The following is a 13,026-nucleotide window of genomic DNA, read 5'->3' as shown; positions in this document are numbered from 1 at the left end:
CTTTTGTGTGATAATTCTGCCCATTGGGGTCAGACCCCTCTTAAAAGGGGTCTGACCCCTTGCACAAATTGAGCATCCACCGGCAATTCCGGTATTGCACTTTTTAACACCACCCCATAATTTTTCACTGCCACCGACACCCTGGTAAATGGCAGCGGGATCACGTATTTATCCCATCTGCGTGTCAGGCGGATGCAGGATGAATACGACAGGCTGATCCCTACGAATTCTTCTTCCGCGTGTTCGGATAAGTAAAACGCCAGTTTCTTCGGCTCATGTCTCGGTCCCAGCGGGCCGTCCAAAGCCACAGCGATGGAGTGGGTACTCTCGTAAGAGTCCTGCACGATCTTTTTCAGCGCTGCGAATGCGCGGTAGCCATCGGGCACTCTCAGGGCGCTTCCCCCGCATTTCTTTATCATATGCTCTATATAGTTTCCTCTGGCATCCGCGGTCACGATCACATCCACTGGTGTCGTCTTACGCGACAGTTTCTCCAGCACAAGGTTCATGAAGAAGCTGTCTTCGTGCCAGAATCCGAATATCTGGCTGTCGCCGTACGTATTTTCCTCGTGCCACTCGATCTGCACTGTGCGGTCGATCAGCTCCAGATATTTAGTGAACAGCCACTGCAGAATGTTCTGCATGATCTTCTTCTGACCCATAAGACACCTCCGCTCTTTTTTCGCAGATACATTGATTGTAGAGCATCTCTTCATAGATGGCAAGCTTTGAAGCCCGGTAATTTTCGGCAGACAGCCGCGCAGCCTCTCTCATCTTTTCCAGGTTTCCGCAGGAAAGGATCTCCGCCGCGCAGCCTGCCCACTCCTCCTCCGACTCTTCCGTGAGGAATCCGTTCACTCCGTTTTCTATGATATCATCTGTCCCCACTGCCCGCACAGCCACGACCGGCGCGCCTGCTGCCATCGCCTCTGCCAGGACGATCCCCTGGGTCTCCGATGTAGAGGCAAAGAGAAAAAGATCCGCTGCCTCCAGGTAATCCCTGACCTGATCATTTGGGACATTTCCAACAAATGTGACCATATCCTGGATCCCCAGGATCGACGCCCGCACCTTTAACTCTGCCTTCTGGCTGCCGTCCCCAAGGATCAGCACATGGAAATCATCCCCTATCCTATCCCGGAGTCCCGCGATCCCCCTGAGCAGGAAGCCGTAATTTTTCTCCCTCTCCAGGCGGGACACTGTGACCAGAAGATGCTTCTTTCCGCGTCCCCACTCCTTCCGGATCCGCATCGCGCGTTCGGGAGAAGTCCGGAAAAAGCGCTCCTCCAGCCCTGTCGGGAACACTGCTGACCTGCTTTTCATCCCGTATCCGCGCAGCACCCGCTGCATTCCTGCCGACGGAGCCAGTACCAGGTCGCACTGGTCTGCAAACCATCTGATATAAGATGGGATCACTTTCGTCCGGATCCACTCCACTGCCCGCTTCTTCACCGCAGAACTCTTCCCGTCCACCCGGAAAGCAGGGATATAATGGAGATAATCTTCATAGCGTGTATGGCAGGTAAAGATGACAGGGATCCCATAACGCTTCCCCAGCTTTACCCCCAGCGGCCCGACAAACATCGGATGGTGCACATGGATACAGTCAAATCTCTCATTCTCAAATGCCCTCGTGATCTCCGCCGGGAATACCGCCGGGTACACCATGCCGTTGTCCATTTTCTTTCTCCGCGCCCGATATCGGACGACATTCTCCAAAGCCGCCTCATCCTCCCTACGGACAGCTTCTCTCTCCTCTTTTGTATCCCCGTAATGAGGGGCAAAAACCGTTACGTCATGTCCGAGCCTGACCAGCTCCTGAGCCTGTCTCTCCACAGAGATCGGCACACCGCCCACAAAAGGCCTGTAATTATTTGTCAGCATTGCGATCCGCATGTCATCCGCCTCCTTTTCCATCCCGTCTATGCAAAAAATCCGACCGCCGCGTCACCGAAAAAATACCCCGCCCCGACAAAAGCCAGGTTCCAGAGGAATACCCCTCCCAGTGAGCTGAGCGTATATTTTGTAAAATTCATTTTCACCATCCCTGCGGGAATGGAGATCAGCGTCCTTACCATAGGGAGCAGCTTGCTCACAAATACTCCTACGCAGCCTTTTCTGCGCAAAAATTCCATCTTCTCCTCGATCACGGGCTGATGCTTTGGAAATTTCTTAAAATAGAAGCCCAGCACCTTGCCCCCGCCGTATCTTCCCAGAAGGTACAGTGCCCAGCTCCCTGTCAGACCCGCTGCTACGGTCAGCAGCATCACGACCGGGAAGCTGATCTCTCCTCGCGCCGCCCAGAGCCCGGCCAGCGGCATGATCACCCCCGCCGGGAATCCCGGAAGGTTCAGATATTCTAACAGTACGATAAGATAGATAAAAAAAGCTCCATATTGAAGAAAATAGTTGGTAAGCTCTTGGATTGACATAAAAATACAGCCCCCTTTCACTGTTTACAGGATAAACTGTAAATCTTAAGGAGGCTGTTGTGAGAATCGAAAGATTTTCTAAAGATTGTAAAGATTTCAGGTGATCTTCCGCCCGATCTTAAACCGCCGGATCACCCACACGCAGACAAAAGACACAAGCGTGATCCCCGCCGTCAGCACCGGCACCGCCGCCCATGCGGTCAGATCCGCCGCTTCCATATATTTTTTATAATTGTCAAGAAACAGGATATGGATCAGATAGATCCCGAAGGAACAGCCACAGAACAGGCTGATCACTTTCTTCGCCCTCTCCCCGAAACGGATATGGGCATTCCCCAGCCGCAGCATGAACAGGAAAAACGTGACCGCCGCTACAACAACAAAAATACTCTCATAAGTAAGCGCACCCTCATAGTGCTCTCCCTGCTCCACAGTCACTCCCAGGGTGATCCCGAATGTAGCAGCCGTGCTCAGCAGACAGAGGACCAGCACCGGGCGCTGTCCCAGAGGCGTATGCCGTCTGTATTTGTACAGATAATACCCCACATACAGATAATAGGCATAGATCCGGTCGCCGACCAGAGGGATATCATAATACAGTTCCTGCCCCGCGAGCCTTAAAAGATAATTCAGCACCACAGCCGCTGTCGTCACGGCGAGGAACGCCTTCTCCAGCTTCATGCTCATCCCCCTGCAGAGCACCTGAAAAAATGGCAGCGTCAGATAGATCGGGATCATAGCATAAAGATACCACAGATGGGCTTCCGTGGGCTCAGTGAGTATATCCCTTAATTCGTACGGCGTCCCCATATAAAAGCGGTTCCACAGGTAATACACAGCGCTCCACACTGCAAGCACGATCAGAAACCGCGCCAGCCTGCGCACATGTTTCCTCAGTGGTTCCTGCCGTCCCAGCAGGAGTGCCCCGGAGATCATGAAAAAGCATGGGACACTGACTCTTGCCGCCGTATCCAGGGCAAGAGAGAATACGTATTCCCCCTGGGTGATCTCCCCGTAATCCCGGCAGAAATAATTCGTCACATGGATCACGATCACCAGGATAAAGGATATCAGCCGGATCAGTTCCAGATTATAATTTTTCTCCTTCATCCGCGCATCCCCTTCCTTATATTATCACGCCTCTCCGTCTCTTTTCCGTCCGCCCCCGCCCTTTTTCATCAGGCTCGCTTTCACGACCGCCCCTTCGCCGAACCGGGCGTTCAGCTCGTCTATGGCCTTTTTCAGACGTTTATGTTTCTCATCCGGTTCCGGCGGCATCTCGATATCAAAGATCGAAAGCTGTTCCGGCTCCGACTCATCCGCCAGTTTCGACGTCCGTATGCCGAGCAGACGCACCGGTTCTCCGCTCCACACCTCGAGGAACAGGCTGTACGCAGTGTCCTTCAGCAGCTCCGGATCGTTGGACGGCTTTTCCAGCTGCATCTGGTGGGAGATCGTCCGAAAGTCATGGTACTTGATCTCCATACTCACCATGCCCGCCTTCTTCCCGGCCTTTTTCAGCCGCCTCCCCACGCTCTGCGCCAGCTCCCCAAACACAGCGTAAACCTCTTCCTCTGTCTCCGCATCCGCTCTGAGGGTCGTGGAATTCCCGATCCCCTTCGCCTCTTCCGGCTCCGCCTGGACCACATCCCGCCCTCTGCCGTTCGCGAACTCCCAGAGCATTTTCCCATGGCTCTTCAGATGGAGGGCGATCAGCTCCGGGTCTGCCTGCGCCAGATCCCCGATCGTATTGATCTCCAGCTTTTTCAATGTCTCCACGCTGGACTTGCCTGCCATGTAAAGTTCTCCGATGGGCAGAGGCCACATCTTCACCCGGATCTCCTCGGGAAAAAGAGTGTGGATCCGGTCCGGCTTCCGGAAATCCGAAGCCATCTTCGCAAGGAGCTTGTTCGTGGAGATCCCGATATTTACGGTGAATCCGAATCTCTCTTTTATGCCGTCCTTGATCTCCAGCGCCCCGTCCACTGGAGAATGGTACCGGCCCGCGATGGATGTAAAATCCATATAGCACTCATCCACGCTGACCTGTTCGATCTCTTTCGTAAATGTCCGGAGATATTCCATCAGGAGCCTGCTCTTCTCCCGGTACATCTTATGGTCCGGGGGATACATCACAAGATCCGGGCACTTACGAAAGGCATTCGCAACAGGTTCCCCCGTGCGGATGCCATACTGTTTCGCCGCAGGGGATTTGGCGAGCACCACGCCGTGGCGGGACTTCTGGTCCCCGCCGATGATGGCCGGTATCTCGCGCAGATCCACTGCGGAGCCGTTCTTTAACTGTTCCACTGCTGTCCAGCTCAGATAAGCCGAATTCACATCAATATGAAAGATAATGGGTGTCATCTGGCACATCCGTCCTTTCACACTGCCGCTTACTCCGCGGAAACGATCCGCCCCTTCACGTCCGCTGTCAGCTTTCCGTCTTTTACATCAATGAGGATCGTATCTTCCCTGCCCACATTTCCTGCAAGGATCAGCCTTGCGGCAAGTGTCTCCACATTCTTCTGCAGATATCTCTTCAGCGGCCTCGCTCCGTACATCGGGTCATACCCGCCGTCCACGACGAAATCCTTCGCCGCTTCCGTGAGCTCGATCCTCAGTTCCTTCTCCTCAAGCCGCCGGTTCACATCCGCGATCAACAAGTCTATGATGGCACGGATATTCTGTTTCGTCAATGGCTTAAACATAATGATCTCATCCAGACGGTTCAAAAACTCGGGCCTGAAATGCGCTTTCAGGTCATTCATGGTCAGTTCCTGGCATTTCTCGTCAATGGAACCGTCATCGCGGATGCCTTCCAGCAGGTAATTTGCCCCGATATTGGAAGTCATGATCAGGATCGTATTCTTAAAGTCCACAGTACGTCCCTGTGAATCCGTGATACGCCCGTCGTCCAGCACCTGGAGCAGCACATTGAACACATCCGGGTGCGCTTTCTCGATCTCATCGAACAGCACGACAGAATACGGTTTCCTGCGGACTGCCTCAGTGAGCTGTCCGCCCTCATCATATCCCACATATCCCGGAGGCGCTCCGATCAGCCTGGACACGGAGTATTTCTCCATATACTCACTCATATCGATACGGACCATGTTGTTCTCATCGTCGAACAGGCTCTGGGCGAGCGCCTTCGCAAGTTCCGTCTTACCGACACCGGTAGGCCCGAGGAACAGGAAGGAACCGATGGGTTTACTGGGATCTTTGATCCCTGCCTTTGAGCGGATGATCGCCTCGGTCACGAGCTCCACGCCTTCATCCTGCCCGACCACTCTCTTGTGCAGTTCATCCGCAAGATGGAGAGTCTTGTTCCTCTCACTCTCGTTTAATTTCGCCACCGGTATGCCGGTCCACCTCGAAACGATGCGGGCGATCTCCTCGTCTGTCACAGCTTCATGGACAAGGGACAGGTCTTTTGCCTTGACCCGCTCCTCCTCTTCTTCGAGCTGCTTCTGAAGCTGCGGCAGCCTTCCATACTGAAGCTCCGCCGCCTTATTCAGGTCATACTCTCTCTGCGCCTTCTGGATGTCCTTGTTGACCTGCTCGATCTCCTCGCGGATCTTCTGGACCCGTTCCACAGATTTCTTCTCGTTTTCCCACTGTACTTTCTTATTGGCATACTGTTCTTTCAAGCCGGCAAGTTCTTCCTGGAGATGTTCCAGCCTCTCGCGGCTTAAGCGGTCTTCCTCTTTCTTCAGCGCTTCCTCTTCGATCTCGAGCTGCATCACACGCCGCCTCAGCTCATCCAGCTCTGTGGGCATGGAATCCAGCTCTGTCTTGATCAGGGCACACGCCTCGTCCACCAGGTCGATCGCCTTGTCCGGCAGGAACCGGTCGGAAATATAACGGTTCGAAAGTGTCGCCGCCGCCACAAGGGCGCTGTCTGTGATCTTCACGCCGTGGAACACTTCATACCGCTCTTTCAGCCCTCTCAATATTGAGATGGCGTCTTCCACTGTAGGCTCATCTACCATGACCGGCTGGAAACGCCGTTCCAGCGCTGCATCCTTCTCGATATACTGGCGGTATTCGTCGAGGGTAGTCGCACCGATACAGTGCAGCTCGCCCCTTGCCAGCATGGGCTTTAACATATTGCCCGCATCCATTGCGCCGTCGGTCTTTCCGGCACCCACGATCGTATGCAGCTCATCGATAAACAGGATGATCCTGCCATCGCTGTTCTTCACTTCTTCGAGGACTGCTTTCAGACGTTCCTCGAACTCGCCGCGGTACTTCGCGCCCGCTACAAGGGCTCCCATGTCAAGGGAGAAGATGGTCTTCTCCTTCAGCCCTTCCGGCACGTCCCCGCTGACGATCCTCTGCGCCAGGCCTTCCACAACAGCTGTCTTGCCGACGCCGGGTTCACCGATCAGCACCGGGTTGTTCTTCGTCTTACGGGAAAGGATGCGGATCACATTGCGGATCTCCTCATCACGTCCGATGACCGGATCGAGCTTCTGGTCCCGCGCACGCTCTACAAGGTCCTGCCCGTATTTATTCAGCGTATCATACGTAGCCTCCGGGTTATCGCTGGTCACCCTCTGGTTTCCCCTGACCGTTGACAGCGCGTGGAGAAATCCCTCCCGGCTGATGCCAAACTCCCGGAAGATCTGCTTCATATCTCTGCTTGCATATTTCAACAGGGCAAGAAACAGATGCTCCACAGATACATACTCGTCTCCCATCTGTTTCGCCTCATCCTCTGCATGGATGAGGACATTGTTGAGATCCTGTCCCACATAAGCCTGGCCGCCCTGGACTTTCGGCCGCTTACCGATCGCCTGCTCCACTCTGTTGACAAAGAGCTGGCCCTGGATACTCATCTTTTCAAGCAACTTTAAGATCAGGCTGTCATCCTGTGTGAGCAGCGCGTAGAGCAGATGCTCCTGCGCCAGCTCCTGATTGCCGTTGTCCGCGGCGATCTTCTCACAGTTCTGGACAGCCTGTAATGAATTCTGTGTAAATTTATTGATATTCATGGCTATTCCCTCCTTCATATCACCACACGATATCTTTTCGTGTTCTAGTAGTAATATAGCAATAGTTATTAGCCATGTCAAGAGGCGAGTGCTAATTTACATTTTCTTTATTTTTCTGGCTTATTTTGTGACCCAGGCATCGAGTTACTGCCAGCCATACCGTGCACTTCCCCACTCTTTCTGGACCGTCTCCTGCCGGAGAAGAAGAAGCGTGTTGTCTCTCACATCCTTCTCTACCAGCACCCCAGGTCCGACCGCACAACGGGACCCCACGGACACTCCGGGCAGAAAAGTGGTATGTACTCCGGTCCTTGTATAATCTCCGATACACACGCAATTTGTATAAGCACTCCGGTACACTCTGCCATTTACCCGCCTGGGCACCTGAGCGTCATCAAAACGCAGCACCGCCATCACGACACCTGCCGCGATATCCACATACCTTCCGACAACGCCGAATACTTCGCATCCATGGACCGCCGCTGTCCCTTCCATTGTGACCCCGCTGATCTCTGCGCCGAAGTCCACTTTATTTCCCGGTCCGATCACGGTTTCCTCATGGATCATGCAGGAATGGCGGATGACGCTCCCACTCCCGATCATACAGTTATTCCCGATCACTGCACCGTCTTCCAGCACAACATTATCCCCGATCACACAGTTTCCTTCAAACGTCACACGGCGGATACGGCAGTTTTTCCCCACTTTCAGGAAACCTTGTTTCCGGTATACATCCTGCACCATGCTTCCTGCTCCGATGCAATCTTCTTTCAGTTCTGACAAGGTCCGGCAGCAATACCGGTTCGCCTCAAACAACTCCCACGGAAAACGGATCTGTACAACAGGTCTTTCGCATATATACACATGGAGTTCCATTCCCAGTCCGATCATCTGCCCCAGCGCACTTTCCAGGTAGTACTGTTCATCCGGCATCTGTCCGCAATTGATGACGCCAGCCCCTCTGACGGTATATTGCAGAGCGGAAATCCAGCTCTTTGGCAGTACACAGGCACCGAAGATCCTGGTATCCACATAATGATCACGGGGATGTCCATATATCGTATGGATCCTGTCTCCGTCCGGGCACGCCCCGAATCCGCTTTCCTGCTCTTTCCACGGTCTTCCCAGAACCGCGGCAGTCCCCTGATCCAAGTATTGTACAAGAGCAGCCATATCCCCATCTTCAAGGTACAGGCTGCCATACATGATCAGCACATTACCCGGGATTTCAAGACCGGCAATCTGAAGAAATATCTCGTTCTGCATTTCTTCAAATACACAGAAATTATCAACTGCAATCCTTTTTAAAACAGCACTTTGTTTCCCGATAACATAAATATCCTGAATGCCCTGATTTTTCAAAATATTTATATTTCGTTCCAGGAGAGACTCATTTCCCACAGGGAGCACACTGTTCCCCTCCTCACGCGCAAACGGGAATATCCTGCTGTCCGGTGGATTGCACAAGATAACCGCGGATCTATTTCCAGTATCCATAATATTTGTCAAACAGGGCGTCATTATACTCGTCTGCTCCGTCTATATTGGAACTTTTGAAGACCGGCGGCTTCATTCCCTTCTCCACAAGATCCTGGATCGTCTGGGCGATCAGAGCCTGGGCGAGAGCGGTTCCAATCGTATCGCTTGTAGGACCCGTGGGCACGTCAAATCCTTCAATATAAAAGCCTGCGTCTCCTTTGCACGCCCCATTATCCAAGATCACATCAGCAATCTCATACAGCTTTTTCCCGCTCTTGTGCCTTGAGCTCGTATTCCTTGAATGCTCAAGAGAAGTCATTGCAATGACTCCGCATCCCCTCTCCTTTGCTCCCAGCGCCATCTCGACCGGAACAGCATTCCTGCCCGAATTCGAGATCACCATGATCGTATCTTTTTTGTCCACTTTGTACAGATTCAGCATTGCATCTGAATAACCTTCCAATCGCTCCAGATAAGTACTTTTATTCGGCATCTCGTGGAGCATCAGCTCCGGCGGAAGGATAGCCTTTACGTAAGCGAGTCCTCCTGCCCGGATATAAATCTCTTCTGCGATCATGTGAGAATGCCCTGATCCAAACACATAAAACCGTCCGTTATTCAGGCAGGAATCCGTTACCATGTCTGCCGCTTTGAGCAGAGATTCCTCCTGGGTTGCGATCGTTTTCTTCAAAATTTCTTCCACATGTAACAGATAATCTGCTGCTGCACTCATTTCTGCTCCCTCCATTCTTCTATTTCATTTTGTATCAGATCCATCATCCGCTCTGCCTCTCCTGCGGCGAAAGGGCTGCTCAAAGCTTCATAATAGCGTTGCTCATAGGCATTTCTGTCAGCAAAATACATCAGATAACCATTGGCATAACCTATAAAATGCGTTTTTTCATCCTGAACAGGATTACTCAGCCTTGAAAACAGTTCTCCGGGAATGCAGACAAAAATATCTTCATTGATCTTGTAAAAATGCAGTTCTACTTCATACTGCTTTTCGCCATCATAATTCTTCGCATAACGCAGATCTGCCTGTGCCCCTTCCAGTATACTTTCCAGCAGCCTCTTTTGCACCGGTGATACACCTTTTTCAACACCTTCCTCAAACTCTTTCTGCCGGATCTCAAGCATACGCTCTGCCTCATCCATAGAAAGAGCATCCTTTGCCCTCAGAACAATCTTTTTACGTTTCACCCTTATATCATATACCTCATATGGAACTTTCTGTCCCGACAGCGAAACGCACTTCGCAGCCAGCAGATCCCCCACTCTCTCTACCTCATCAAATCCATTACCTTTCCGTGTAAAACGGGTAGAGATGTCTCCGCAGCTTCCGTTCAGAAACATGATCATTTCATACCCTTCTGCTTCCATATGCCTCTGCAGTGCACCGGGATAATCCGCACTGCAGAGCTGGTTCTCCGCATGGAGCACAGTCGGATGGCATGCAAAATGTACCAGCATCATTTTCCTGCCGCCCGACCAGATTTCAAAGCACAAAAGGGCATCGTTCCCTTCCCATTCTCTTACATTCCGGTTACTGCCCACCCCTGGGCATGTACCGTACATACGGAAGATCTCTCCATCCCGCATGTCCAACAGAGCCTCCTCTATACATTCCCGGGTGCCGGCGAGTATGTTCCCGATCAGATCCTCGTCAACCTTTCCGGCAAGATCCAGAGCTGTACGCAGATATCCATTTCTTGTCTCCAGAATCCCGCCGGGAGCTGAATGCGTATGTATGGCACTGATCACAACATTTTCCCTTTGTATGCCTTTCTCCTCCAGACAGCGGATCACAGGCTCGATCAGCAGGCTGTCCACTGCCAGAAGATCGTAAGCAATGCAGCCATAGACTACATCTTTCACAGAGAAGAACAGCGCCTTTACATATAAATCATCATGTACTCCTTTCATCTCCCGCGCCGGAGCATATCCTGCCAGGACGCACGGACCCTCCGGCGTGATCTTTCTCATCGCAAATCCTGTTTTCAATGTCACCATTCCTCCTCTTCCATCGCAGAGTCCAGCGCATCTTTTTCCATTTGTGCCACAGGGAGCATTCGTTTCAGATTTTCTCTTCCACTCTCAAGGAGAATGGCAGCCAACGCTTCAAGCCCGGTCTCCTCATCACATAAAAGAGCTTCCAGAAGCATGACCATATTCATGCCTGCCAGGACAGCAATGCTACTATATTCCTCTGCCAGCCTCACTGCTGTATTACACGGTGTCCCTCCTGGTATATCGCATAAAATGAGCGATCCCTCTCCACCTGTATTGGTATGAAGAAGCCTTTCCATACGGGCGTGGAATTCTTCTATATTGTCATCCTCTCCCAGGGACAGAGCAGTTACATTGTCTTTCTCACCATACAGCATAGCTGCGGATGAGATCATTGCTTCCGCCATTGGTCCGTGGCTCGTCAAAATAATCTGAATCATTTTTCCTCCTAGAAAATCCCCACGACAGCTCCAAGGATCGACAGTGCGATCACAAGGAAAAGCACCTTCGTAGTGGATACTCCTTTCTTTATAAGTTTATATACGCCAAGAGTCAGAAGCGGATCCCGTTTAATTTTGGTTATGAATATTACCGGACAGACAAATTTACCCTTGTACAGTCCGTTTATAACAGGGAGCTCGGATCATAATTCTGCTACACATACAAAAAGAGAGGCAGTTTCCCTTTTTAATAAGAGCAACTTCCTCTCTTTTTCACGTCCGGTTCCTGTCTCACCGGTCACTCTCCCCGCACCACCTCCAACGCCTTTTCCAGCTGATTATCCGCTTCCGGATCCTCCGCGTCATACTCATACTCCACTTCCACATCCGGCTCAACGCCCGTTCCGTTTATGCTCCTTCCGCTGGGAGTATAATATTCCGCGATCGTCACCTTCAGGTAAGTGCCATCCCCCAGGTCCATCAGCTGCTGCACAACGCCCTTCCCGTAAGTGGTCATCCCCACGATCTGCCCGATGCCATAATCCTGGATGGCGCCGCTGAAGATCTCCGACGCGCTGGCGCTGTACTGGTTCACCAGGACTGCCAGAGGCTTCGCAAACTCATGAGATCCGTCGCAGGTGATCTCGTCCGTATTTCCGTACTTATCCTTCGTAGAGACGATCGTCCCCTCCGGGAGAAGGAGCTTCAGCATATCAGTGACCGTGGAAAGATTTCCGCCCGGATTATTCCTCAGGTCGATCACGAGCCCCTGCATACCCTGTGCCTCCAGTTCTTCCAGAGCTGTCTTAAACTGTTCGTATGTCACGTCATCAAATTCGCTGACCGCGATATAGCCAGTCTGCCCGTCCTTCATCTCATACTCAACGGTCTGCACTTCAATAATATCACGGGTGGCTGTTGTCTCGATCTCCTCGCCGTCACGAAGGACATGGAGAGTCACATCCGTCCCCTTTTCGCCTTTGATCCAGGAAACCACAGTATCCAGGTCAACACCTGCGGTTTCTTTATCATCCACCTGGTACAGTACATCCCCCTCGCGGATCCCTGCCCTGTCCGCCGGGGAATCCTTGTATACATTCACGATCGTGATCTCGCCGCTGTCAACATTCATTGACATCGTAGCGCCGATCCCGGAAAACTCCCCGCTGGTCGTCTCCAGGAGTGCCTGCGTTTCCTCTTTATCATAATACTCTGTATATGGATCTCCAAGCGCACTGGCATATCCCGAATAGATCCCGTCTATCAACGCATCCTCATCGATCTCATCCTCATACAGGTAATATCTCTCGATCAGGCCGTTTATCTGGTCCAGCTTATCCTCCACATCACGCTCGGATATTTCCCCGGACGCGAAGTCTCCTCTGGCCGTCCTTCCACTGATCTGCCAGACACACCAGATCCCGGCAAGGACAAATATCGCCGCCAGGGATCCGGCAAATACACCCAGCCAGAATCTCCTTGTCTGTGATTTCTTTTCTGTTTCCCAATCCATAGCTCACTCTCTCCATCTTCTCTTTTTTCCGTCCACCTCCGGACTTCTCCGTACCCGGACTATAAGAAAGGACAAAGCAGAACACTCCTTCCGCTTTGTCCTCCCTCGTTCTATTCTCTGCCGCAGTCCGCCATGTCCTGACGTCCGCGCAG

At 52.2% G+C, this 13,026-nt stretch carries 11 protein-coding genes; all 11 read right to left on the bottom strand.

The annotated features are described in order from the left end of the window. Nucleotides 1–29: 29 nt before the first annotated feature. Nucleotides 30–662 (bottom strand): hypothetical protein, encoded by a 633-nt coding sequence (locus B5G27_RS12215; protein WP_191419974.1) that lies wholly within the window; start codon nt 660–662, stop codon nt 30–32. Further along, entirely contained in the window at nt 613–1,896 is a 1,284-nt protein-coding gene (locus tag B5G27_RS12210) for a glycosyltransferase (protein WP_087179147.1), read from the bottom strand. Before B5G27_RS12210 ends, B5G27_RS12215 begins: the two co-directional genes overlap by 50 nt. Nucleotides 1,897–1,922: 26 nt before the next feature. Continuing rightward, nucleotides 1,923–2,432 (bottom strand): DedA family protein, encoded by a 510-nt coding sequence (locus B5G27_RS12205; RefSeq protein ID WP_087179146.1) that lies wholly within the window; start codon nt 2,430–2,432, stop codon nt 1,923–1,925. Between the two features lie 96 nt (nt 2,433–2,528). After that, on the bottom strand, nt 2,529–3,542 hold the full coding sequence (locus B5G27_RS12200) for an acyltransferase (protein WP_087179145.1): 1,014 nt from the start codon (nt 3,540–3,542) through the stop codon (nt 2,529–2,531). Between the two features lie 24 nt (nt 3,543–3,566). Further along, nucleotides 3,567–4,799, bottom strand: coding sequence for a Y-family DNA polymerase (locus B5G27_RS12195; protein ID WP_087179229.1), 1,233 nt, complete (start codon nt 4,797–4,799; stop codon nt 3,567–3,569). Between the two features lie 29 nt (nt 4,800–4,828). After that, nucleotides 4,829–7,432: an ATP-dependent chaperone ClpB gene (gene clpB / locus B5G27_RS12190; RefSeq protein ID WP_087179144.1), complete on the bottom strand. Its 2,604-nt coding sequence runs from the start codon at nt 7,430–7,432 to the stop codon at nt 4,829–4,831. Between the two features lie 144 nt (nt 7,433–7,576). Next, on the bottom strand, nt 7,577–8,842 hold the full coding sequence (locus tag B5G27_RS12185; protein ID WP_162611246.1) for a hypothetical protein: 1,266 nt from the start codon (nt 8,840–8,842) through the stop codon (nt 7,577–7,579). A 70-nt stretch (nt 8,843–8,912) separates the two neighbouring features. Beyond that, a complete protein-coding gene (locus B5G27_RS12180) occupies nt 8,913–9,644 on the bottom strand; it encodes an SIS domain-containing protein (protein WP_206609000.1) in 732 nt (243 codons plus the stop codon). Beyond that, the gene (locus B5G27_RS12175; protein ID WP_087179141.1) at nt 9,641–10,924 is read right to left on the bottom strand and encodes a neutral/alkaline non-lysosomal ceramidase N-terminal domain-containing protein; all 1,284 of its coding nucleotides are present in this window, start codon (nt 10,922–10,924) and stop codon (nt 9,641–9,643) included. The genes B5G27_RS12180 and B5G27_RS12175 overlap by 4 nt, the downstream gene beginning before the upstream one ends. Further along, a complete protein-coding gene (locus tag B5G27_RS12170) occupies nt 10,918–11,361 on the bottom strand; it encodes a PTS sugar transporter subunit IIA (RefSeq protein WP_087179140.1) in 444 nt (147 codons plus the stop codon). The genes B5G27_RS12175 and B5G27_RS12170 overlap by 7 nt, the downstream gene beginning before the upstream one ends. 298 nt (nt 11,362–11,659) lie before the next feature. Then, a complete protein-coding gene (locus B5G27_RS12165) occupies nt 11,660–12,874 on the bottom strand; it encodes a S41 family peptidase (protein WP_087179139.1) in 1,215 nt (404 codons plus the stop codon). Nucleotides 12,875–13,026 lie beyond the last annotated feature (152 nt).

Source organism: Lachnoclostridium sp. An76 (genome assembly GCF_002161355.1).
Lineage (GTDB): Bacteria > Bacillota > Clostridia > Lachnospirales > Lachnospiraceae > Mediterraneibacter > Mediterraneibacter caccavium.
This window is presented reverse-complemented; position numbering and strand designations above follow the sequence as displayed.